A 23,866-nucleotide genomic window follows, 5' to 3' on the forward strand; every position below is an offset into this window, starting at 1 on the left:
CCGAAGAGATCGAACAGCTCGAACAGCTCGAACAGCGGTCCCAGGCCGCCCGGACCGGCATCGTTGCCCGTCGTTGCCCGGACATCGCGGCGCTGCTCAAGGGATACGATCTTGTCGACCCCGGTCTTGTCCACGTGCCGATGTGGCGCCCGGACGGGGGAGACGGTACCGCGGATCCGTTCGCCGCGGCCCCGGAACGTTCGACACTTTTCGCGGCGGTGGGATGCCGGTAGCTCATATCCCGGCCCAGAAACGGCCGTACGAGGTGATTTTTGGCCATGTGAAAGGCTCTTGAGGAGTATGTGTGAGGCCATTACACCCGGCTGTCCGTCAGCGGGGCGTCGAACGCTTCGCGCTGGCGTGGGCGCGGGAACTCGTCGATGCGAGCTGTTTGACAATCAATGTGGTTGAGGTCGAGCAGCGGTTACGGGTACTGACCGGCCGGCTTGTCGACGCTCTACTCGCTGAAACGTTCGTGACAGCGCCCGCGGTCATCATCGGCGCCGCCATCATTGAGTACCGCTTTGGTGCGGGCGATGCGCTCGCCTGCAGCATCCGGGCCGTCGGGAACAGGCTGCTCGACGACCTGGAGCTCGATGCGGCAGACGGGTACGCGGCCCGGCTGGTGGCTCTTCAGGCAGGTTTGGCGGACGGGTACACGCAGGCTCTCCGGGAACAGATTCTCGCTGCTCAGGATTCGATCCACCAGGCGGCGCTGTACGCGAGCGATGCCCGGTTCCGGCTGGTCTTTGCCGGCTCCGCGATCGGGATCGCGATCAGCGACGCTGACGGGTCGGTGATTGAGGCCAACGGGGCACTGCTGGAGCTGCTCGGGGTCGGTCCGGCGCAGATACACGGCCGGCGGATCGACGAGTTCGCTCACCCCGAGGATGCCGGGGAGGTACGGGCGGCCTATGGGCACCAACGTGGTGCAGGCCCTGAACGCATCCGGCTGGAGAAGCGGTTCACCGGTGCGGGCGGTGCGGTGGTGTGGGCGGACCTGACCATTTCGTGTCTGCGTGACGACGACGGCCGTTGCCGCGTCCAGTTGTCCATGGTCGTGGACATCACTGAGCGGCACCGGTTGCAGACCCAGTTGCGTTCACAGGCCTTTCATGACCCACTCACCGGCCTGCCGAATCGCGCGTTGCTGCTGGAACGGCTCAGTGACCTCATGGTCGCCGGTTCCGATGACCGGGTCGGAGTGTGTTTCATCGATCTCGATGGCTTCAAGACTGTCAACGACAGCCTCGGCCATGATGTGGGTGACCGGCTGCTCGTTGCGCTCGCGGATCGGCTCAGTAGCACGCTGCCACCGACGCATCTGTTCGCCCGTATGGGTGGTGATGAGTTCGTCGTCGTGGTAGCCGGTTCCACCGGGTCCGCCGATGTGATCGCTGTCGCCGAGCAGGTACTGGCGGAGCTGGCCAGACCGCTACAGGTCGACGGCCACCTGTTGTCGGTCAGCGCGAGCATAGGTGTTGTTGAACGCCCGGTCGCCGACGGTGACCCCCGTGACCTGTTACGGGCCGCGGATATCACGCTGTATCGGGCCAAGTCCGACGGCAAGGGCCGGTGGGCGCTGTTCGACGCCGAGCGCAACGCCCATGAGATCACCCGTCACACCCTTGCCACCATGCTGCCCGGTGCCTTCGAGCAGGACCAGTTCATTCTCGAGTACCAGCCGATCGTGGCACTCGCGGACGACAGCATGGCCGGTGTCGAAGCGTTGGTCCGTTGGCGGCATCCTCGTTTCGGCCTGCTGAGCCCCGGCCTTTTCGTCGATATCGCGGAGGAGACCGGCCTGATCGTGCCGCTCGGCGGACGACTGCTGTACCTGGCTTGTTTGCAGGCCAGGTCTTGGCAGGACCTCAGTCCCGCCCGCCCGTTCGTCAGCGTTAATCTCGCTGCCCGCCAGACCCGTGATCCCCAGCTGGTGGAGCAGGTCCAGCGTGTTCTCGGCGACACCGGGCTGTCCCCCGACCGGCTTCAACTGGAACTCACGGAGAGCGCGTTCATGGGTACGGCCGATGAACCGCTCCGTGCGCTGCGCGCCCTGGCTGACATGGGCGTACGGATCGCCATCGACGATTTCGGTACCGGCTATTCCAACCTTGCCTACTTACGGCGTCTGCCGGTGCACACCCTGAAACTTGCGGGACCCTTCGTTGAAGGCCTTCGATCCAGGCAGAAAGCTGACCCCGATGATGAGAAGATTGTGCAGGCCATGGTTGGGCTGGCGCACTCTCTGCGGCTGACAGTGACCGCTGAGGGAGTCGAAACCACAACACAGGCCGAACGGCTGCGAGCGGTCGACTGTGATACCGCGCAAGGTTACCTTTTCGCACGACCACTACCGCCCGAGGAGATCACTCACCGGCTCACCAGGCGATACCAGGAACGTACCAGTCCGAACAGGTGCGTTCCTGAACGCCCACGCTGGGAGCTGACCTGCGACAATACTCAGACAATCAGGTAGTTTACGGTCGCTGGGAGCGGTCGCCAGCGGATCAGCGGGCACGAACGATCAACGGTACCCGCTTGGGCTGGAGCATCGGCGATCGGCTTGGGCGTACCCGGTGGCCAGGGCTGGGGTGCAGCGTCCAGTGAGCCGTCACTGTTGCCAAAAAGATCATCATTTCTTCCCAGGCGAATGGCTCACCGATGCAGTTTCTGTTGCCCGCGCCGAACGGGAGAAAATATGTGCGCGGCAGTGCCGCCGCGGCGGCACCGCCCCACCGGTCTGGATCGAAGGTGCTGGGCGCGGCGTAGACGGCCGGATCGCGTTGTATGGTCCACACGGAGAACAGCACATGAGATCCCGGCGGAATCCGGTGTTCGCCGAGGGCGACTTCTGTCACAGTCCGTCTGGACAGCAGCCAGGCCGGGGGGTAAAGGCGCAGCGTCTCGGTCAGCACCTGGCGCAGGTAGCCCAGGTTGGCCAAGGTGCTGTGGTCGAGTGACCTGCCGGCCAGGGCTGCGTCCACCTCGTCGGCCAGTCTTCGCTGGATGTCCGGGTGCTGGCTGAGGAGGTGACAGGCCCAGCTCAGCACATCACGCACGGTTTCGACGCCACCCAGGAAAAGGGCCATCGCCTCGTCGCGGATCTGCTGATCGGACAGGCCGGGGCCATCGCCCTGCGCACGGGCGGATAACAGTATGGCCATCAGATTGCCGTCGGTGGCGCCACGCGCGCGGCACTGGGCGATGACATTCGTCAGTATGTCGTCGAGCCGATGCCGGGCGCGGTTGAAGCGGCGGTTGCCTGGGGTGGGCAGCTTCTCCAACCAGCCGATCGGGAAGGCGATGCGCCTGCTCACGCCCTTGAGCAGAACTGGCAGGGCCTCCTCCACCTGGACCGCGACGCTGTTACCGAGATCGGCGGAGAACAGGGCCCGGCATACCACGGCGACCGTGAAAGCATGGATCTCCTGGCCGAACTCGACCACCTGGCCGTCGCGCCACGCGGTGGCGCGTTGTTCGGCGCTCTCCTGCATCTGGTCCGCATAGGCGGCGATCTGCGCTGTGTGGAATGCCGGCTGCATCAACCGGCGGTGTGCCATGTGGGTCGGTTCGGTGGAGTTCAGCAGCCCGTTGCCGAGAAACGGCGCTGACTTCTCGTACCCGATGCCCTTGGCGAACTTGTGGACATCCCTGGTGAGAATCTGGTGCACCCAGGATGGCTCGTTGATGACATAGGCCACGGTCGGTCCGAGGCCGATGGTGACGATGTCACCCCTGCCGCGCAGGGACTCGAAGAAACCACGCGGTTCGGTCAGCATCCGGTGCATGTGCCCGAACAGTGGAAGGCGCCCGGGAGCCGCCGCGACGCCTGTGGGTGTGGCTGGCATTGATGTGCTCTCCCTTATATTTTGCGTCCGCAACGGGCGGTGGGCTCGGGATTGAAGCGGGTACCGTCATCGCTGACTTTGACGAATGACAAGCAGGCGTTCAGTTGACCGGAGTTCGTGGCCATGTCGAGGGGCGCGGGCAGCAGGCCGTTGGCGTTGTAGTCCCGGACCGCTCGAAGGCCGTGGATGAACTGTTGGCGGGTGGGGCAGATGCCGGCTTCCTGCAGCCCGCGGATCATCATATCCGCGGAGATCCAGCCAGACAACGCGCCGCCCTGGACCGGGGGCTGCAGCTGTGGGGCGTACATGTTCATGGCCCGAAGGAACTCCCAGTGTGCGGGGGTGTCCAGCTCGAACGGGGTGTACTCGAGGAAGTAGGAGGTTCCGGCGAGCTGCCGGCCGTACTTCTGCAGCAGGCTCTGGTCGTAGCCGGGTGAGAACGACAGGGTGACCTTCAGCGGTACGCCCGCGTTGCGGGCGCCGATGAGGGCCTGGTCGAGAGCGTCCGGGGCAGTCAGCGCGATCAAGGTGTCAGCACCGCTGGCCTTGATCTGGGCACCGAGGCTGGTCGGGCTGGCTGCAGGGCTGACGTCGGCGGAACCGGCGATCCGGACACCAGCGGTGCGCAGGCTCGTGCTCACGTTCTCCGCGATGGTGCGCATGGTCTCGGAGAACGCGGTCCGTAGGATGAACGCGGTCCGACCGCCCTGGGAAACAGCGTAGTCACCCCAGGTGGTGATGGATCCCGGGCTTGTGAAGCTCAGGTGGGTGAACATGTTGTCGTCGGCGCTCCACACCGGCTCCAGCGCGAGGCCGGTCACCGGAATGCCCTGCTCATGCAGGAACGGCGCGGACCCGGTCGCGGCCCCGGTGGTCTCGATGATCCCGAAGACCCCGTCGTCGTTGATCAGGGAACGGGCGCTGGCGAGGTTCGTGGCGGGATTGGAGGCGTCGTCCCGCCAGGTGTAGGACAGCGTCCGGCCGTTGACCCCGCCGTCCGCGTTGGCCGCGCTCAGCCGCGCGTCCACGCCGGCGCGGAAGGCGTGGAATCCGTCCGCCAGCGGGCCGGTGGCCGGGTAGAGAAAGCCTATTTTAACCTCTTTGTCGGTCACGCCGGGGACCGTGCAGTTCTGGCCTTCCGGGTTGCCGCTGATCGGCGAGGCTCCGCATGCGGCCACCGTCAGTGCGATTGTGGCACGTGCCACGGCGACAGCGATCCGCTGGACGGTTCGGCGCTGTCTGTCCATCTGGGACCTCCTACCAGGAGCACGTTCCGAAGAAGCCGTGCTTCCTGAACGGCGAAACTGCTGAAACTGATATTTACTATCCCGTACCTCTTCAAAAACCATAAAGGGGCTAAAAGGATTAAAAGTTTTAAAAAGCATGAGGTATGAGCCGGCTGTTTCGTGAACGGGCAGCTGAAAGGCCCGTTATTCGGCTGCCATGAAGTCCCGACGCCGTCGTTTGCTGTGCCGTCGCCCGTTTGGGATCATGGATGTGCTGGCGGGCCGGCGGCGCCGATACTGACGGGGTTGGATGCGCTGGAGGGCAGGTCGCCGGCTGGTTTTTTCCAGGTGCGGCGGAACTCTGGGGAAGCCGTCGGGGAGACCGTGGCCGTCTACCGCGGCACGCCCGGCGGACCACCAGCCGCGCTCGAGGGCGCGATCATTGTCCCGCGAGCGGCCGGGACTGTTGGGTGGCGACCGACGAGCCAGGGTACCCGTGCATCGCGCAGCGATGGACGGGAAGCGATGGACGGGGAGGGATGACGCGAGGTGCGTGCCCTGGCCCCGCGACGCCGCGTCCCCTATTGCCGGGCGCTCTGAATGTGACCGTGGGATCGCGCCGGGCTGGCGTGGGGCGTCCGCGGCGTGTGTTCAGCGCCCGAAACAGATGGTGCGTCCTGTTCGGACCTTGTCGGCCTTGTAGGTGACCTGATCGATGGAGACGCCCGCACGGTCGACGAGGAGGAGAGCGTCACCGCGGTTGCCGAGCTGGACCGCTCCCCGGGCTGCGACCTGGATGACGGCTCCGCCGACGAGGGTGCCGGTGAGGTCGTGCCGGCCGCCGGCCGAGTCGAGCAGGCCCCAGCCAGCCAGATCGATCGGGGATGCCGTCGTGTTGAGCAGGGTGACCAGCTCGTGCCCGCGGTCGGCGCCGACCGGGTCGGGCAGCGCGGCCACGATGAGCACGTCGCCTGCGGCGACGGTGTGTGGGTCGGTCGGTGCGCCGGGTGGCGTCGGGTCCGGGCCGATGATGAAGTCCTCGGGCCAGACGGTCAACTGGACGCGGTGTTCCTCGGCGTGGATGACATCGTGCAGGTTGCCCGACTCATGCCGGTCGAGCAGGAACAACGCGTCGTCCCGGTTGACCGTGTCGGTGCGCAGCCACGCGTCGAAGCCGTCGAAGCTGGTGAAGCCGGCCGCGAGGTAGGGCACGATCCGGCGGAACAGTTTGGGCCAGACCACCAGCTGTTGTAGGTCAGCGAGGTTGGCGATGGTGGCGGCGCCGTTGGGGTCGGCGGTGGCACGCGGCCACAGCCCGGCCGCGTCCCGGGCGGCGCGGGCCGCCCGGGATATCCCGGCCAGGTGGTTGCGCAGGGCTGCCGGCAGGGTGGCGTAGAAGGCCGGGTAGACGTGCCCGGTCGTTAGCAGAGCGGCGTTGACCGACTGGTCGATCAGGGCGTTGTCGGCGAACACCGACGCGCCATCCGGCCCGGGGTGCTCGCCCGGGTAGACGAACGCGATCAGGCGGCCGTTGCCGTCGATGCCGTTGGACAGCACATGGCCGCGCAGACTGTCCTGATCGGCCGACTGCACGTTGTTGGGCAGATCGGGGAAGAAGACGATGTTGGTGAAGCCCAGCAGACGCAACAGTTCGTCCCGGGCCGCGTTTGCGCCGGCCAGCTCCTGATGGGTCTCGCCGAAGTGGGTTTCCAGCGCGTCGATCGCTTCCAGCCGGACGGAGATACCATGGCCGTTGATGCCCGGCGGGCGACCGGACCGGCGTGGCAGCCTCTCAACCAGTGCGGGCGTGTCGGGGAGGAACTTGACCGTGTCGCCGTCCGGTTCCGGCCCTTGGCGCGGCCGGTCGGGATAGCGGATCACAAACCGCCCATGTAGCACCGTGTATGTCATGACCGTCCCCCGATCGCTCAGGACCCGCTGGCATCAGCCCATCCTGACGCGGAGCGTAACGTAGCCGCGTCTGATTCTCCCGAACCGAGACTGTCAACTTTCCGGTCGGGCAGCCTGGGCGCCAGCCGGCCATGAGCCCAGGTCGCCGGGCCTGAGCCGCCGTCCGGTGGTGAGCTGGTGGGTCATAGCGCGGGGTCGCGGGGTGGCCTACGGCCAGGTCACAGGATTGACTTGTTGAGAATTCTACATTCTGAGCCAAGAGCACATGGGATCATGCGGGTGGGGCCGGGACGAGACAGCGGACGCGACATCGCAGGATCCCCCCATATAGGCTCCGACCTCGAACCGAGTCCCGCCGGGTGGTCCACCCCGTGCTGGACCGACGTAACTGCGTTCCGGGTCGCCTGCCACCCCCTGCGCGCCGTGCCCGTGTCTGCCTCGCCCCGGACGGTTCCCAGAAAACCGCGAACGGGGGCTGTGGGCTATCCCCGGAATCCGGGGGTCGCGGACCCGTTTCGTACTGACTGGCTGCTTCCGGCGGGCATCAGCGGGTATCAGTGGGCATCAGCCAAAAGCTCCCACGGCCCCCCGCACCGCTGCGCGTGTTCCACATCCCCGAGTTCGGGGGCACCTTAGCCCGGTCGCGGGGCCGTACACTCCGGCCCGGACGAGGCGTTGAGCTGGGCCGGGGAACGTGCGAGGAGGTAACGGAGCTGGATTCGACGGCATCGGCGGCGCGGGTCGGCACGTCGTCCGGAGAGGTTATCGGGATTCCAGTGGGCGGCCAGCTCGTTTTCGGCCGGGGACCGGACGTGGACGTGATGATTGCGGTCGGACGCGGGCTGTCCCGCCGGGCTGGGCTCATCGCCGCCGTCAACGGCGGCGCATGGGTCGCCAACATCAGCTGTACACATGCGCTCTACACGGTCAGCGACGGTTACCGGATCCGGTTGCCGCGGATGGAGGAGCAAGGCGAGCCGTGCGGCGGATGGTTTCTCCGGGCCGGAACCGTGCTGGTCGGTTCACGGGCAATGCTGGACGAAGGCCAGCCCCTGCGGGTGGCGGTCGGCGCTTCGGCCGAGGACTTCGACCCCACGGCCACCGCCGGCCGGGAACGGGTGCCGGGGCGGCTGGACGACGACTCGACCCTGCTTCCGTTGTATCTGGACCCGAAGACCAAACTGTTCCTGGTGGCGCTGATGTGGTGCCGGCCGTGGCTGATCGACCCGACTCGCACCACGCCACTGCCCCGGACACCGGAGATCGCCCGGGCCGCGCTCGAGGTGACCGACGCGCATTTCGAACTGGAGCGCTTCGACAACGACCCGGCGTTTCGGGACCGGCTCTCCGCCCGGGTCGGCGAGCATCTCAAGGCACTGCGCCACAAGATCACCGAACGTGCTCTGGTCCGCCCCGGCGTCCGGCTGTCCGACGAGGTCGTCGTCGAGGTGCTGTTGGAGAACGCGGTCATCACGCCGGCGGATCTGGCCCGGCTCAATGATCCGGCCTGGTGCTCCCGCCAGGAGGACCTCTGGTGGACCCGGCGGCCGTGACCGGTGCTGCTACCGCCGGCCGGCGGCCACGTCCGCGGGTCCTGGCTGGACGTCCCCGCTGGGCGTCACGGATGGACGTCGAACGAGGCATGCGCGGTGGACCCGTCGGTTGCCGTGGCGACGACGGTGTAATGCCCCGGTGGGATTGGGCCGGTGAAGAACTCGTGCGACTGGTTGATCGTGTAGTTGAAGGTGCCGGCCAGGTCGATCGTCTGCTGATAGCCGGACACCCTGCCACCGGCCAACGTGACCGTGACCAACTGGTTGGGCACCCAGCCGCGCCCATGTACCACGAACCCGGTGGCTCCGTCGCCCATCGGCTGGTTGACCAGCAGCTGCGGCCGTCCGCCGGGACGGTCGGAAGCTCCGGACAGCGGCGGCCCTGGCCCGAGCAGGCGTGGGTCATACCCGCTGTAGGCGTTCTGGGAATTCTGCGTCTGGTTTGCCCGGCTGCTGGATCGAGCGCCCAGGATGCCGCCCGCGATCAGCAGAGCGGCCACCGTGCCTATCGATATTATGATCATGGCGGCCTGGCCGAAACGCGGCTCCTTCGCCGTCGGCGACCGGCCCTCGCCCGCCCGGCCCTTGCCTGGCCGGCGGTTACCTCGCCCGCCCGGCGGAGCGCTTGGCCGCGGCAACTGCCGGGCGGGCAAGGCGAATCGGCGCCGTCCAGCCGCTTCAGCAACGCCGGGCGAGGCGGCCGAGGCAGCGGCTGCGTCCTGTTGCGTGGTGGGTACGGCCATAGCATCCGAAGCGAGCGGGCCTGGGTGGGAAGTGAGCGAGCCGGGGCGGGAGGCGAGGGTGGCGTCCGGGCCGGTCGGCTCGGGGATCCGGGCGGTGGCCTGGGGGCGTTTCCGGTACTCCTGGATCAGGGCCAGTCCCGCCGCCGGCAGTACCGACGGCTCCGAGCCGTGCTCTGTTTCAAGGTCCACATACGGCGCGAGCTCGGCGAGCAGCACCGCCGGAGTGGGCCTGCGCTGCGGATCCCGGTCCAGGCAGGCGGCTACCAGGTCGGTCAGCTCCGGCGGCAGCCCGCTGAGGTCCGGCGGTTCGGTGGCCAGTTGGATCAGGATGTCCATCACAGTTTCCCCACGGTATGGGGCGTGCCCGCTCCCGGCGTACAGCAGCGTGGAGCCGAGCGAGAACACGTCACTCGCGACGGCTACCTGGCGGGTGTTGCGGGCCTGTTCCGGCGCCATGTACGCGGGTGTGCCGACCGCTCCGTGTGTCGAGGTGAGCTGGATTCGCTCCACCGCCCGCGCCACCCCGAAGTCGATCACTCGCGGCCCGTCCAGGGAGACCAGCACGTTCGACGGTTTCAGATCCCGGTGCACCAGCCCGGCACCGTGGATCGACTCCAGCGCCTCCGCGCAGCCGGCGGCCAGCCAGCGGACGGCCGGCACCGGCAACGGGCCGCACGCCCGCACCAACCGGTCCAACGATGGAGCTGGCACGTATGCGGTAGCCAGCCATGGCACGCCGGCGTCCGGATCAGCCGCGACCACGGCAGCCGTGAACACTCCGCTGACCCGCCGTGCCGCCGCCACCTCCTGCGTGAACCGAGCCCGGAAATCCGGTTCTTCGGCGTACTCCGGTTTGATTGTCTTCACCGCAACCAGACGGCCAGCCGCTGACCTGCCTAAATAGACCCGGCCCATGGAGCCGGCCCCGAGCTGGCCCAGTAAGACGTACGAACCAATCCGGTCCGGATCCCGCCCAGACAACGGCCCGAGCAACGCCTGTTGGGCACCCATGCACGTTCTCCTGCTTCCCATCCGGGGATATTGGTGTCCATCATGCCGATTCTCGGGCCGGGGCAGGTTCTCGGCCCGTACCGCGGCTGGAGCCAACCGGCGGAAGCGGTCAGGGCCGGCCCTGCCGGGGGCACGATGTTGAGCACGGTTTTCCTGACAGCCCGGTCGTCGGCCGCATAACGCGGTGCGGTGGCCATTTCGGCCGGCGCGAGCGTGGCGCTGACGCACGGGAGCTCACGCGCGCAGCCATACGTCCCGAAGCGCGCGGGGAAGCCCGGCTTCGCCGATGGGCTGAGCGGGGATCCCGGAGCGCGGCCCGGGGACCGTCAGGCCGCATCGATGTAGAGGTTTTCAGGCCATGAGCACATCACGGTGCCGCCACGCGAGGGCCAGCAGCGCCGCGCCGGCAGCTTGCGTCGGTTCGCGGCGGACGATACGCGCTACGTTCTGTTCACTGAAGGCGATGCCGGGACCGCTGCTGCCGGCAGCCAGTGTCGACAGCACGCGGCCTTCATTGTTGGCCGTGACCAGATTGCCGAACACCTCGTCGAACATGGGCGCGTCGAACACGGCGACGGTGAGGAGGTCGGTGGCGAAGGTGAGTGGGTCGGTGCCCATGCCGAGCACAAACAGCCGCAGCTGGCCGCGGTCGCGAGCGCGGTTCAGGCGGGCGGCGAACGGCCAGGCATCATAGTCGATCGGTAAGAGGTCACTGCCGTAGTTTTCTGGGTTTCCCAGAAGTTCCTCAGAGAACTCGCGGATGCTGGATCGCCACAGGTCGAAATCGTTTCTTTCGTTTCCCGGCGCGGTACCGGATGGCTGGAAGACCCCGACGGGGATCACCTGATACAGCCCGCCGGCGTGGCCGACCGTGGCCGGGTCGCGCCAGTGCAGCAGGAACGATGCCGCGCCGGCCGTCCGGTCGACGCGGAGCGTCAGCGTGCTGATCGCCATGTTCGTCGAGCGGGCGGTGAGGTCCCACGGTTGCGCGACCGCGGCGCGCAGCGGCGTCCCGCCAAGGCCCAGCGTGTGGGCCGCGTACTCGTGGGCGCACGCTTCGCCGACGTCCAGGGCGTCGAAGTAGCGCCCACGGCCGAACAGCATGCGGCCTCGGCCGCCGGACAGGTCGGCGGCCAGGAGCCGGTACGTGGGCAGGTTGTTGAACACCGCCGGTGCGGCGAGCTCCGCGACGGCGGCGGAGTAGGTGCCGTACCGGGTGCCGTTCGCGCGCAGGGGCCGGACCGGCTCGGAAAGCTGTTCCCTGCCGGTCAGCCCGCGGGCGCCACCGGTCACGTCGAGATGGAGATCGATCGAGTCCAGCGGCAACGGGACGGGTGGCAGCCACCGCTGGTCGGCGAGCAGCGGAGTGCCTGCCACGCGGACGTCCGGCGGGTAGTCATCGGCTGCCGTCACCGCGAGCGTGAAGCGGTGTCTGATCAGGTGGCTGCGGACCCGCAGCCATTCCCGTTCGCTGTCGCTTGGGCCAGAGAGCCGTTCGTCGATCGTCATCCGCTTTGTCCCCGCTCTGCCACTGAGTATGTGCGGCCCGCGGCCCACAGTCCCGCACTACGCCGGGCCTGGATCTGGACACGTCAGCCGGCCGGCGAGGCGGATCAGACTAAAGGATCATTAAGAGCGCCCGGCAATAGGGCGTTCGATCAGGGAGCGGCGTCCGGGTGGATGGATCGCGAGGCGGCGGAGGGAGGCGCCCTGTGTGGGGCGTCGACCGACGAGCCGGGGCACCCGTGCATCGCGCGGCGATGGACGGGGAGCGATGACGCGAGGCGCCGACCGGGCGGCGCGGGCCGGACAGTCCTATTGCCGGAGGCTCTAAATATCCCGGCGCCGAGTGAGCTGGACGCCGATTGTGCCGAAGAGCAGCGTGTATCCAATCATGATTATCAGGCCGGTCCACTGCGGCGGCGCATGGTCGAACGCCTGCCCGGGGGTGGTCATGACCAGCGAGGCGACCGCGGGCGCGATCACGATCGCCCCTTGAACCCACGTATGGTGGTAGGCGTTGTAGATCAGTTCGAAGATGACCGCGACCGCGGCGGTGCCGAGCAGGTAGGCGGCAATGCCGGTGATGACCGAGCCGAGCTGGCTGCGGATGAGGGTGCCGAGTCCCAGGCCGAAGATGGCCCACATGATGAACGCCAGTAGGTTGAGCAGCACCGATCGGACCACGGCCCAGTCGGCCAGTGAAACACCAAGCTGCTGGCTGTGTAGGTAGATCGGGGTGACGATGACATCGATCAGGGTCGACACGAGCCAGAACAGGGCGCCAAAGCAGGCGGCGGCGATGAACTTGGCCACGATGACCGTGCCGCGGCGTGGATTGGCCAGGTAGGTCGCCGTGGCGGTCTGGTGGCTGTACTCGTTGGTCACGACCAGGACACCGATGAGCATCGCGAACAGCACACCGAGGAACTGGCCAGAGGTCATCATGTTGCTGGCGATCGCGGCCTGGCCGGCGTGCGTGTGCGCACGGGCGGCGGTGGCAAGGGCCTGGGCCCTGTCGGCTGGGTCCAGACCAGCGAGTGCCGGGTGCAGGTCGTAGTGGTGGGAGACGCCGTTGCGGAGCAGCGCCTCCGCGGTGACGAGAACGATGCCGATACTGAACATCCACCACGTGTTCGTGGTGCGTATCTTCATGATTTCGGCGCGGACCCGGTGCATCGGGGCGAAGCCGGTGCGCGGCGCGGCCGAGATGACGAGGCTGTCGAGCGGGCTCATCGGATTGTGGCCTTGCCTCTGGTGAGTTCGAGGAAGACGTCTTCCAGGCCGGGCCGTTCGGTGACCAGCTGATGCACGACGACACCGGCACGGGCGGCAGCCTCGCCGACCGCGGTGGCGTCCATGCCGGTGATATGCAGGTCGCCGTTCTCGCGTGTGACAACCACGGCGTCCTCGCCGCATGCGGCGGTCAGCTTCTCGGCGTCGGAGATGCGGACCAGGACGCGGGCGGAATGCGCCATCGAATCCAGCACCGAGTCGACCGTCCCCTGGGCGACCAGCCGGCCGGCGGCGATGATGACCAGGTCGTCGGCAAGCTGCTGCATCTCGGCAAGGAGATGACTGGAGACCAGCACGGTGCGGCCGTCGGCGGCGAGGGCTTTGAGCAGGTCGCGCATCCAGCGGATACCGTCGGGGTCCAGGCCGTTGGCCGGCTCGTCGAGGATCAGGACCCGCGGGTCGCCGATCAGTGCCGCGGCGATCCCCAGCCGTTGCCGCATGCCCAGCGAGTAGCCCTTGAATGTGCGGCGCCCCGCCGGGGTGAGACCGACGAGTTCGAGGACCTCGTCGGCGCGCTCCAGGGGGATGCCGACGGACTGGCAGATGATCCGCAGATGGTTGCGGCCGGTGCGGCCCCGGTGGGCGGCGCTTGTCTCCAGCAGCCCGCCGACATGGCGCAGCGGCTCCGGCAGGTCGATATAGCGGATGCCGCCGATGGTGGCGGTGCCCGCGGTCGGTGCGGCAAGGCCGAGGATCATGCGTAGTGTCGTGGTCTTCCCCGCGCCGTTGGGGCCCAGGAAACCTGTGACCCGGCCCGGCCGCACGACGAACGACAGGTCGTCCACTGCCGTGACTCCGTTATAACGCTTGGTCAGGCCGGAGACAACGATCTGACCGTCGAACGCCGGGCGCGGTGTTGCCGATCGCACGCCCTTGCCCGAGATCAGCGGTGGTAGGGCAGGATCCGTCCCGCCCATCGAGGGCGGCTCCTCCTGCCTCGCTTTATGGTTGCGGATGTACCATACGGTGCTGCCGATAGTGAGCAGAAGCAGGAGAACCAGCATCAGCGAACCCATCGCGGGGTGGGCCGGAGCGCGGTGGCGGTGTAGGTGGCTGGTCGATCGTCATGGGCCATGGCAGAACTCTAGGTAGTAAGAGCGCCCGGCAATAGGGGACGCGGCGTCACGGGGCCAGGGCACGCACCTCGCCGCATCGCTCCCCGTCCATCGCCGCGCGATGCACGGGTACCCCGGCTCGTCGGTCGCCACCCAACACCAGGGTGGCTCCCTCCTCCGCCTCGCGATGCACGCACCCCGACCCCGCTCCTTGATCCACGCCCCTACTGCCGGGCGCTCTGAGAGCGCCCGAGAATAGGACTGTCCGGATCGGGCGCGGATGAGCCGCTCCCTGACCGAACGCTCTATCCTCGGGCGCTCTCAGTGGCCGCCGCCGGGCCGCGATTGCCGCCAGGCTGGTGTGGCTGGTGTGGGGGAGTGTCCGCCGGATTGCAGGGCCCGCGGCGGAGTGCCGCGGGCTTCGCGATCCGGCGGATGGTGGTCAGCGCCAGTTGAAGAGCTGGCCGCGTACGGCGCCACCGGGGAACTGTGCGGTGTGCAGGTTGGTGTAGAAGTTCGAAGGCTGAGTTGCGATGTCCTTGACCAGCGCCGCGTCAAGGCCCGTGGCAGTGCCGGCCACGGCGAAGATCGTGCTGGGCATCGGGGTGGTGAAGAGCGGCACGACGACCGGGCCGTTGACCCCGAATGTTCCCTTGTGGATGTGGCCGAGGGTCGGTGAGATACCCAGCCAGGCGAAGGAATAGCCGACCTCTGTGTCCCGAGGATGGATGAACGCCACCGCCCGACCGGTCGGGTCGCCGACCGCCGGACCGCCGGCAACCGGGACCTCCTGGTCACCGGAGAGGAACGCCTTGCTTCCGCTGCCCCCGAGCAGGCTGAGCAGATCGGCGGGCGCATCCAGCTTGGTGAGCTGGCCGCGTACGGCGCCACCGGGGAATTCCTGTGTGTGCAGGTTCAGATAGAACCCGGCCGGGTCCGCGCGCAGCGCGTCCGCTATAGCTGGGTCGCTGACTGTTACAGCACCCGCATCCGCGGTCACCGTTTCTGGCACCGCGGTACCCCACAGCGCCACCTTGACATCGCCGTTGACGCCAGCGGCGCCTTGATGGATGTGACCGAGTGTCGGCGCGCCGATTCCCTTCCAGGAGAACGCGAAGGTCACGCGGTCACCCTGCAACCGGATGATGGCGGTGGCGCTACCGTCGGGATCGCCGACCGCTGGTTTGCCGGCAACCGGTACCTCGTTAGAGCCCTCCAGTTTGGCTTTGAAGAATACCGGCTTGAGCCGGGCGCGCCGGATGCCAGCGGCGCGATCTGGCCTGGCGGTGGTGCTTGTGACGGTCGTGTGGTCTGGCGTGTGCGGGGCCGCCTGGGCGGTTGCCTGCACCGCTGTGACACCGACCAAACCAAGACTGAGTGCCAGCGTCGACAGCGCTAAAGCGGGTGCTCGCATCTCCCATATCCTTTCGTACCGGTAGCTCCGTATAGAGTCCATTTGGCGGATCATCATAGACACGTGGCGCGGGCTGCCGTTGGTTCACCGCAGCTTGGTTCTGTCGTCCGTTGAACTGGGGCGGGGACGGCTACGTGTGAGTTCCGAATCCATCTCACCTGTCTGGAGGAAATCTCATGCGCACCCGGATGTTCTTACTCGGGGCACTCCTTGTCACCAGCCTCGCCGCCTGCGGTAGCGGATCCGGCCAGGGCCAGCACGACACCCCGGCTACCCCGGCCACCCAGGCCGCGGAGCCGGTAGCGGTCAAGATCGCAGATTCCAGCCTCGGGCCCATCCTGACCGACCAGGACGGACGGACTCTCTACGCCTTCGCTGAGGACAAGAACGGCACCAGCACCTGCACGGGCCAGTGCGTCGCCACCTGGCCCGCGCTGATCAGCCGTACCCCTGTCGTCGCCGGGACAGGCACCGACAAGGGGCTCCTGTCGCAGGTCACCCGGGCCGAAGGAACCAACCAGGCGGTTTACGGCGACTGGCCTCTCTACCTCTACGTCGGCGACATGGGACCCGGTGACGTCGATGGGCAGGGCGTCGACGGTGTCTGGTTCGTGATCGGCGCCGATGGGAAGCTGATCAAAACGACATCGTGACCGCCGGCCGCACGGTGCGGAATCGACCGCCAGCGTCGCCTCCGGGCATCGACAGCCATGTGTAGGGCCGGCAGCCGCGGGTAGCCCGGATCGTCGCGGGGCATCGGACCAGACATTGGCCCAGGCGGTCGGCGGGCGTTCGCACGACGGGTTTGCTACCGGTGACAGAAGTGGTCACCGGTAGTGAGCCATGCACACCACGTGCGCGCGGCGGCTGGCGATGGAGGCCCGCCGCCGGCCGCCACGGTGAACCGACGCGTTCGGGTGGCATTCGACCGGAGGCCAGGACCTGGAGGCCACCGGAGCTGGAGGCCACCGGAGCTGGAGGCCACCGGAGCCGGAGGCCACCGGATCCGGGTGGCGATACTCTCCTCATCGTGCTGAGAGAACTCGATCTGCGGGGAACCCTTCCCTCGCCGGTGCGGCTGCGTGGGCTGCTGCCCCGCGCGGCCCTGGACGTCGACGCGGCCTTGGACGCGGTTCGTCCTGTCTGTGACGATGTGCGTGACCGTGGTGACGCTGCGGTCCTCGACGCGGGCGAGCGCTTCGACGGGGTGCGCCTGGACGCGCTGCGGGTTACGCCCGCCGCGCTCACCGACGCGCTTGCGCACATCGGCACGGCCGTCCGGGACGCCCTGGCGGAGGCGATCCGCCGTACCCGGCTGGTCCATCGCGCGCAGTGCCGTGAACCGGTGACCGTCGAGGTGGCGCCGGGTACCCGGGTCACCGAACGCTGGATCGCGGTGGAGCGGGTCGGTCTGTACGTGCCGGGTGGGCGGGTCGCCTACCCGAGCAGCGTGGTGATGAACGTCGTGCCAGCGCAGGAGGCTGGTGTGGCCTCGCTTGCCGTGGCCTCGCCGCCACAGCGGGAGTTCGGTGGGCTGCCCCATCCGGTCGTTCTTGCCGCTTGCGCGCTACTGGGTGTGGACGAGGTGTACGCGGCGGGTGGCGCGCAGGCGATCGCGATGTTCGCGCATGGAACAGCCAGCTGCCCGGCTGTGGACGTGGTGACCGGGCCGGGCAACATCTACGTGACCGCGGCCAAGCGGCTGCTGCGTGGCCTGGTCGGGGTGGATGCCGAGGCCGGGCCGACCGAGATCGCGATTCTCGCCGACCATACCGCGGATCCCGCGTACATCGCGGCCGATCTGGTGTCGCAGGCCGAGCACGATCCGATGGCCGCCTGTCTGCTCGTCACCCCGTCCGTCGAGCTGCGCGACGCGGTCGTGGTCGAGCTGTCCAAGCGGGTGCCGGTGACCCGCCATCGCGAGCGGGTGGAGGCTGCCCTGGCCGGTCAGGGCGCGGTGGCTGTGGTCGACGATGTGGATGCGGGCCTGACCGTGGTCAACGCCTGGGCCGCCGAGCATCTGGAGATCCAGACCGTGGACGCGGCCACGGTCGCCGCCCGGGTCCGTAACGCCGGGGCTGTGTTCGTCGGGCCGTGGGCGCCGGTGTCGCTCGGTGACTATCTCGCCGGTTCCAACCATGTCCTGCCGACGGGCGGCACCGCCCGGCACAGCGGCGGGCTCGCGGTGGCCGCTTTTCAACGGCAGGTCCACGTAGTGGAGTGCGACCGTGCGGCGCTCGCCCAGGTGGCTCCCTGGATCGCCGCGCTCGGTGGCGCTGAGGATCTCATCGCTCACGTCGACGCGGTGGAGGCGCGTCTGCGTTGACCGGGGCGGCGGGCTCGGCCACCAGCTGGCGGCGACGGACCTTACCGGACATGGTCCGTGGCAACCGGTCGGTGAACCGCACTGACCGGGGGCAGAGGCCGGCACTCAGATGCCGCGCCGCGTGGGTGAGCAGCGTCGCCTCCAGCGCGCTGCCCGGCTGGTGGCCCAGGGCTGGGACAACCACGGCCTGCGCGACCGTACCGCCCGTCGGGTGAGCCAGCGGCACGACCGCGACATCGGTGACAGCGGGATGCAGCCGCAGCACGGATTCGATCTCGTACGGAGAGATCCTCCGGTCGAACGACTTGAACATCTCGTCACGGCGTCCAAGCAGGCGAATCCATCCGTCCGGGCTCATCTGCGCCATGTCCCCGGTGCGGTATCTGCCGCCAGCCCGGATGCCAGCGGTTCGCTCGGCGTCGTCGAGGTAGCCGGCCATCACACCGACCGGCCCCGTCGCCAGGTCCACGCACAGCTCGCCGCATCCGGCGGCATCGGGATCTTCCAAGGTGATCTGGTAACCCGGGAGCGGTTTGCCAACCCAGCCCGGTCGTGGCCGCAGCCCGGGTGTGGTGCCGACCAGGGCGGTCGTCTCAGTCTGGCCGTAACCATCACGGACCGGCACCTGCCACGCGCCGCGGATGGCGTCGGCGAGATCAGGTTCAAGCGGCTCGCCGGCACTGAGCGCCTCACGCAGCGCCGGGCGTGCCGACCGCAGATACGGGCGCATCCCGCGCCATACGCTCGGCGGCGCGCAGAAGGTGTCGATACGCAGCTCCACGAGCAGGCCTGGCAGCCCTCCCAGCATGAGTGTTTCCGCACGCGGCGCGACGACCGTGGCTTCGGCGCTCCAGGGGACAAAAAGACTGCTCCATGAATGCTTGGCCCAGCCGGGGGCGGAGATGTTCACATGTCTGTCCCCGGGAAGAAGGCCATTCCAGTACATGCTGGACAGATGCCCGACGGGATAGCTGCTGTGGGTGTGGGCCACCAGCTTCGGGCGGTCGGTTGTACCAGAGGTGAAATAACAGAAGGCGACATCGTCCGCTGGAGTCGGCGCGGCCGGGGTGAATGCCGTCGCCGCGGACAGGCTGTCGTCATAGGAGGCCCAGTTCGGAACATCACCGGGAACGGCTATCCGGACGCCGGGGAGAGTGATTCCGTCGAAACGCCCGGCGGTGTCCGCGCGGCAGACCAGATGGCGAATTCTTCCGCGGCTGACACGGTCGGCGGCTTCCGGTGCGGTCAGGTTCGGATAGGTGGGGATGAGCACCGATCCGAGCTTGAGACAGGCGAGCACGCACTCCCACAGCTCCCGCTGCTGGCCAAGGACGATCATCACACGGTCTCCCCGCGCGACACCGAGGCCCCGCAACCAGTTCGCGGTCGCGTTGGAACGGGCCGACATCCGCGCATAGCTGACCGTGGCTGTGTCACCATTCGGGTCAAACAGCTCGAGAGCGGGCCGGTCGTTGTCCCGCGCCACGACGTCAAACCAGTCGAGCGCCCAGTTGAACGTGGCCGGGCGCGGCCACGCGAACGCGGCGCGGGCGGCATCGTGATCAAGTCTCAGGCGGATGAGGACATCCCGGGCGGCACGAAACCACTCGGTCGCTCCGGCCGGGTCCGCGCGGGGGCTGTCCGGCACATGTGTCGTGGTCATGGCCGGCTCGTCGGTATGAACGGCTGCCGGCTGGTCACATCCGCGGGTGACGCCAGCACGTCGCCGGCTATGCTGTCCGCGTCCGCCATGAACTCACCCCATGGGCCAGGCCGGCTGCTGCCGACCTGGGTGAACCACCGGGTATGTTCGGACGGAATACCGAGAACGTACAGCCCGGGCTGTGGCACACCATTCCCGCCAACGGGGTGGAAGGGCGCGCCGGTCACCCAGACACCGCCGGTGTCATAGGATTTTCCCGCTCCGCTGTTTATATAGCTGGTGAATGTCCCGGTTCGCACCAGCTGACGCAGCAGCGGTGACTGCGCGCGCCGCAGATCCGGCTCGGGAATCCGGGCGTCAATCACCGCGTCCAGCCGGACGCGGGCACCCTCGACCTGTTCGGAGTCCGCGAAGAAACAGCCTTCGGTGTCATCGATGTCGAAGACGGCCGCGGGCCCGACAACACGTAGCACACCGCAGCGCATGAGCGCGAGGAACTGGCGCAGCCGTATGAAAGGCGGTCCCGTCGACACGAGGGAACATATGGGCGCGAACCAGCCGAGGAAGTCCTCGCGATGGGACGCTGGTGTCAGGCCGGCATAGCTCACCGCTGCCCGGATAACGGAGCGGACGTCTCGCAGGACGTCGAGCGCGGCCTTCACCGGCCCGTCGACGTTACCCAGTTCGGCGGCAGCGACATCGGCTCGGATAAATTCAGCGAGCGCTTCCTGGAAAGCCTGCGGACTGGTGAACCGCCGGCCCGCGAACGGCCGGGCGCACTGCGGGAGGTCCAGTTTCGGCAGATCGCCGACGTCGAAACGGCATGCCTGCGCGGACAGGGCCTCCCGCGGTGGCGTGTCGCGGGCCGAGATGATTACGGCATCGCTGAACATGGCGGCGATTTCAGCGCCGAACCGGTTGCGGATCTCGGTGGCGTAGTAGACCAGCTCGACTTCGGCCAGGAGCCAGGGCAGGACGTCCTCGCGAAAGTCCAGCTGTCCCCGCCGGCGCGCCGCTGTGATTCTTCGCAGCGTGAACAGGCGTGGCTGGTAGGCATGATCGAAGCTCTTTTGGTTACGTCCCCGTGCGGCGACTGGAACACCACCGCGCGAGCCGGCGACGATGAACGGCTCCCGCCCGCTCGGCATATAACGCAGCTCATCGGGGCCGCACACGAAACGGCCGCCCCGGCCCACCGTCAGCCACGCCGTGACGTCGTGGAAGGCCAGTCCCAGCCCGATTACCCCCACCGTTGACGCGGCCGGGAGCGTATCGAGAGCCATATCCGCCGCCGAGTCGGCTCGGACGTACCGGGCGCCGCCGCGGGTGGCGAATGCCGACAGGCGGCGCTGGTTTTCGTCCAGCGCCGGCAGGGTATGACCGGTACAGATGACAACCCGATCGGCAAATATCTCGGTTCCGTCCGCCAGCCCCAACCGGAACTGTCCGTCGTGTTGCCGGTCGAGGCTGTCCACACGCCCGCGGACACCGACGAAGCGGATGCCGGCAGGCAGGCTGTTCCGCACCGCGTCGAGGACGAAACACAGGTATTGCCCGTAGCTCTGGCGGGGCGCGTACCCGTACGGATCCGCGTTCTGCGCACCGGACGCGCACCACCATTCCCCGAAGCTCGGTCCCGCTCCAGGCCGGGGCGGGCCGCTGTCAGGCGGGCCCGAGAACATGGTCACCTCGCCGGCGGGTGTGTTCATCAGCAACCACTCGGGCTGATCAGGCCGCCATATCCGGCCGGCACCGACGTGTTCCTGGTCGATCGCGTACAGTTCGATGCCGCGGATCGGTCGGGTGTCCGCGCAGCGGGCCGCGATCCTCTCGATCACGGCTGTGCCTCGGGGCCCGGTACCGATCACCGCGATCCGCAGTGGCCGGGGCGATCCAGGCACCGCCACAGTGGCCGCCGCCTGCTGAGCGGCACGATCGTTTTTTCGGGCGGTGTAGGAGAGCATCTCCAGCAGCTGGCCCGCGCTTATCGCCGTGCTTGTCGCCGTCGTCGCCGACGGGTGCTGGTTCGGCAGCGGAAGCCCCCCGACCTCGGCCCAGCGCAGCCGACCGTCAGAGGCAATCATGGACCGGGCGATTCCCGGGTTGTCAGCGTGCAGGCAGAACGGCACATCCAACAGCCCGTGCGCGAAGGCGCGCAGCAGCGCCTGGCCGATGTCGTCGCACAGGCCCATAACAGCGTCGACAATGCGTTTGGCCTCGTCGAACACCTCCCCGTAGTCCACCTCGGACAGGGTCGGCAGGCCGGCCGCCTCACGCGCGATGCCAGCGCGCAGGGCGGCGGCCGTCAGGGCCGAGATGTTCTCCGGCACCGCCGGTATTCGATGCGCCTCGGCCGCTGTCTTGACTATCAGCCGTTCCGCGCCCCCGCACACCGCGATGTCGACGCTGCTTTCCAGCAGGCGCCGCGCGCCAGCGGCGCTGGCCGGGTAGACACCCATATAGGTGTAAAGCACGATGTGTGACTCGACATCCGGCGGAAGCAGGGCCGTGGCCAGATGGCGTAGCGCGGCCAGCGCCTCGATGTCCTGCACGGGGTGGGTCTGCTGGGCGTAGCTGAGCGAGACGCTGTCCACACCATGCTCGACGAAGAAGAGCGCTTCCAGCAGGCTCATCGCGACCAGCAGGGACGGCGGGCACAGCTGGCCCATCAGGCATCCACCGAAGGTCTCCAGATGCGCTCGGAGCCCGGCCGTCCGACAACCGGCGGCGAACTGGCGCGTGGCGGTCCTCCACTGGCGCACCGACCGGGCCAGTGGGGTCCGTCCATAGGGGAGGCAGTAGGACACCGGACCGCCTTCGGTCGCGGACAGACCGGCCAGGAGCATGTTCGTGAAGATCTCGGCTGGCGCGGCTGACCCGTGCCGGACCTGGACGGGAATCTTTCCACGGGCGGCCGTGACCACCATCGCCGTGATGCGCGGACCGTGCGCGACGATGGGAAAGCCGTTCAGGGACTCGCCGCCCGCGGCCAGCGCCCGCTGGGCCGCCGCATGATCGCCGACCCGGGTGTAGCTGTCGAGCGTGATCGTGCCGACGGTGGGCGCATCGATGGAACCGACCGCCTGGATGCCGGCGGCCATCTGTGCCGGGTCGGGCATGCCCATACGCGGCTGGACAACCAGCCGGCCGGCAGCCGCGTGGAATCGAACGTAGGAACCGAGGTCCGCCGGCAGCAGGAGGGTCATGCCGCACCTTTCCCCAGCTCGGCTCGGGTACCGAGGGTCAGCAGGAGACCGGGCAGAGTTCGGGGGTCGGTCCGCTCGTCGCACACGGTGTCGAATCCGGCGTCGAGGAGCTCGGCCGATATTCCTTTTCCAGCGTCCCCGTGTATTCCCAGCCGCCCTCCGATGATGGCCGGTATATATCGGGTGGATGGCGCTGTCCGGATCCGGCGGATCAGCCGTGCCCCGTCCATCCGCCCGTGGCCGTTCACGGTACTGACGACCAGGGCATCGGGCCGGAGCGCCGTGATGGAGGACAGCACGAGGTCGTCCGGTACGCACGGGCCGAGATTGTGAACCTGGTAGCCCGCCTCTTCGAGAAGGAGATGCAGGAATACCAGATTCCAGGTGTGGGAGTCTGAGGAGACAGTGGTCAGCAGCACCTGCCGGCTCGGTATGGTGGGCGTGTTCACCGGACGATCGATTCCTCGGCCGTCGAGGCAGCCGGACGTGCGTGGGTGCCTGTCGTGGCGGTCTCGGCCGTGTTCCTGATCTCACCCGCCGACGGCTCTCTCGCCACCGCGGGCTTGCTGCGGATCGCCAGTACCGTGCAACCCAGCCTGCTGGACATCTGATGCCGCGTTCCCGGGCCTTCGACCACCAGGTCACCGGCGCTGAACGACCGCCCGTCGCTGCGGTCGAGGGTGCCGTCGAAGACGAGCATCAACTCGTAGCCAAGGTGCTCGTGGAAATCTCCGTGCGCGCCGGGGGGAAATCGTAAAAGCAGCCCGGCGGAGTCCTCACCGCCATCGTCCGGAGCCCACAGGATGTGGTGTTCGACCCCGGCTCGTCCCGGCTCCACCCATGAAGTCCAGGTGAGTTCGGACATCTCGAAGCCGCTGCGGAAGACGTTCCTGACAACGTGATCATGCATGACCTGGCCCTCCGTCGGTGCTCTGCCGCGGACTACGGCGCGTTTCGGAAGTCGTCGTTTGATCGGGGAGCCGCGTTCAGGTGGTTGCTGGCAAGGGCACGGGCTACCCCGATACCGGATGAGTGGTATATGGGATGGCTGAGAACGCGGCCAGGGCCGCCTGGGCATGGCGAACCGGACAGGCGGCTTTCGAAACACGCT

The 23,866-nt window shown here is 67.9% G+C and carries 17 protein-coding genes; 5 read left to right on the forward strand and 12 right to left on the reverse strand.

Going from position 1 to position 23,866, the window contains the following annotated elements; all coding sequences use genetic code 11:
* The coding region (locus MJ783_RS06055; RefSeq protein WP_239308987.1) for an SAM-dependent methyltransferase at nucleotides 1–233 on the forward strand (233 nt) is incomplete at its 5' end.
* Between the two features lie 71 nt (nucleotides 234–304).
* Entirely contained in the window at nucleotides 305–2,479 is a 2,175-nt protein-coding gene (locus MJ783_RS06060) for a bifunctional diguanylate cyclase/phosphodiesterase (protein ID WP_239308989.1), read from the forward strand.
* A gap of 31 nt (nucleotides 2,480–2,510) precedes the next feature.
* Here the strand turns inward: MJ783_RS06060 and MJ783_RS06065 are convergent, their stop codons facing one another.
* From MJ783_RS06065 to MJ783_RS06075, 3 genes are all read right to left on the reverse strand, one after another.
* The gene (locus tag MJ783_RS06065) at nucleotides 2,511–3,851 is read right to left on the reverse strand and encodes a cytochrome P450 (RefSeq protein ID WP_239308991.1); all 1,341 of its coding nucleotides are present in this window, start codon (nucleotides 3,849–3,851) and stop codon (nucleotides 2,511–2,513) included.
* Between the two features lie 14 nt (nucleotides 3,852–3,865).
* Nucleotides 3,866–5,098 (reverse strand): ABC transporter substrate-binding protein, encoded by a 1,233-nt coding sequence (locus MJ783_RS06070; RefSeq protein WP_239308993.1) that lies wholly within the window; start codon nucleotides 5,096–5,098, stop codon nucleotides 3,866–3,868.
* A gap of 630 nt (nucleotides 5,099–5,728) precedes the next feature.
* On the reverse strand, nucleotides 5,729–6,988 hold the full coding sequence (locus tag MJ783_RS06075) for a lamin tail domain-containing protein (RefSeq protein WP_239308995.1): 1,260 nt from the start codon (nucleotides 6,986–6,988) through the stop codon (nucleotides 5,729–5,731).
* A 776-nt stretch (nucleotides 6,989–7,764) separates the two neighbouring features.
* On the opposite strand from MJ783_RS06075, the gene MJ783_RS06080 reads away from it, so the two are divergent.
* A complete protein-coding gene (locus MJ783_RS06080; protein WP_239308996.1) occupies nucleotides 7,765–8,541 on the forward strand; it encodes a hypothetical protein in 777 nt (258 codons plus the stop codon).
* Nucleotides 8,542–8,606: 65 nt separating this feature from the next.
* Here MJ783_RS06080 and MJ783_RS06085 read toward each other — a convergent pair whose 3' ends face one another.
* The 5 genes from MJ783_RS06085 to MJ783_RS06105 form a co-directional block, all read right to left on the reverse strand.
* A complete protein-coding gene (locus MJ783_RS06085; RefSeq protein WP_239308998.1) occupies nucleotides 8,607–10,295 on the reverse strand; it encodes a serine/threonine-protein kinase in 1,689 nt (562 codons plus the stop codon).
* A 351-nt stretch (nucleotides 10,296–10,646) separates the two neighbouring features.
* Nucleotides 10,647–11,804: a transcriptional regulator gene (locus MJ783_RS06090; RefSeq protein WP_239309000.1), complete on the reverse strand. Its 1,158-nt coding sequence runs from the start codon at nucleotides 11,802–11,804 to the stop codon at nucleotides 10,647–10,649.
* Nucleotides 11,805–12,125: 321 nt separating this feature from the next.
* Nucleotides 12,126–13,031 carry an ABC transporter permease subunit gene (locus MJ783_RS06095; RefSeq protein ID WP_239309002.1) on the reverse strand — a complete coding sequence of 302 codons (906 nt, stop codon included), beginning with the start codon at nucleotides 13,029–13,031 and terminating at the stop codon, nucleotides 12,126–12,128.
* Complete coding sequence (locus MJ783_RS06100; RefSeq protein WP_370651457.1) at nucleotides 13,028–13,960, reverse strand: ATP-binding cassette domain-containing protein; 933 nt, start codon at nucleotides 13,958–13,960, stop codon at nucleotides 13,028–13,030. Before MJ783_RS06100 ends, MJ783_RS06095 begins: the two co-directional genes overlap by 4 nt.
* A 628-nt stretch (nucleotides 13,961–14,588) precedes the next feature.
* The gene (locus MJ783_RS06105; RefSeq protein ID WP_239309005.1) at nucleotides 14,589–15,560 is read right to left on the reverse strand and encodes a CHRD domain-containing protein; all 972 of its coding nucleotides are present in this window, start codon (nucleotides 15,558–15,560) and stop codon (nucleotides 14,589–14,591) included.
* A gap of 176 nt (nucleotides 15,561–15,736) precedes the next feature.
* Here MJ783_RS06105 and MJ783_RS06110 point away from each other — a divergent pair, with 176 nt between their 5' ends.
* Together MJ783_RS06110 and hisD are read left to right on the forward strand one after the other, a co-directional pair.
* Complete coding sequence (locus MJ783_RS06110) at nucleotides 15,737–16,213, forward strand: hypothetical protein (RefSeq protein WP_239309007.1); 477 nt, start codon at nucleotides 15,737–15,739, stop codon at nucleotides 16,211–16,213.
* A 377-nt stretch (nucleotides 16,214–16,590) separates the two neighbouring features.
* Complete coding sequence (gene hisD / locus MJ783_RS06115; RefSeq protein WP_239309009.1) at nucleotides 16,591–17,886, forward strand: histidinol dehydrogenase; 1,296 nt, start codon at nucleotides 16,591–16,593, stop codon at nucleotides 17,884–17,886.
* On the opposite strand, the gene MJ783_RS06120 is transcribed toward hisD, so the two are convergent.
* From MJ783_RS06120 to MJ783_RS06135, 4 genes are read right to left on the reverse strand one after another with little or no spacing between them, the layout of a single operon-like run.
* On the reverse strand, nucleotides 17,846–19,549 hold the full coding sequence (locus tag MJ783_RS06120; protein ID WP_239309011.1) for an AMP-binding protein: 1,704 nt from the start codon (nucleotides 19,547–19,549) through the stop codon (nucleotides 17,846–17,848). The two genes, hisD and MJ783_RS06120, sit on opposite strands and share 41 nt — an antisense overlap.
* Nucleotides 19,546–22,755, reverse strand: a complete 3,210-nt coding sequence (locus tag MJ783_RS06125; RefSeq protein ID WP_239309013.1) for an FAD/NAD(P)-binding protein — start codon at nucleotides 22,753–22,755, stop codon at nucleotides 19,546–19,548. Before MJ783_RS06125 ends, MJ783_RS06120 begins: the two co-directional genes overlap by 4 nt.
* Nucleotides 22,752–23,204: a cobalamin B12-binding domain-containing protein gene (locus MJ783_RS06130; protein ID WP_239309015.1), complete on the reverse strand. Its 453-nt coding sequence runs from the start codon at nucleotides 23,202–23,204 to the stop codon at nucleotides 22,752–22,754. Before MJ783_RS06130 ends, MJ783_RS06125 begins: the two co-directional genes overlap by 4 nt.
* The gene (locus tag MJ783_RS06135; protein WP_239309017.1) at nucleotides 23,201–23,665 is read right to left on the reverse strand and encodes a cupin domain-containing protein; all 465 of its coding nucleotides are present in this window, start codon (nucleotides 23,663–23,665) and stop codon (nucleotides 23,201–23,203) included. Before MJ783_RS06135 ends, MJ783_RS06130 begins: the two co-directional genes overlap by 4 nt.
* Nucleotides 23,666–23,866: the final 201 nt, after the last annotated feature.

The sequence above is a fragment of the Protofrankia sp. Cj3 genome, from assembly GCF_917627355.1.
Taxonomy (GTDB): domain Bacteria; phylum Actinomycetota; class Actinomycetes; order Frankiales; family Frankiaceae; genus Protofrankia.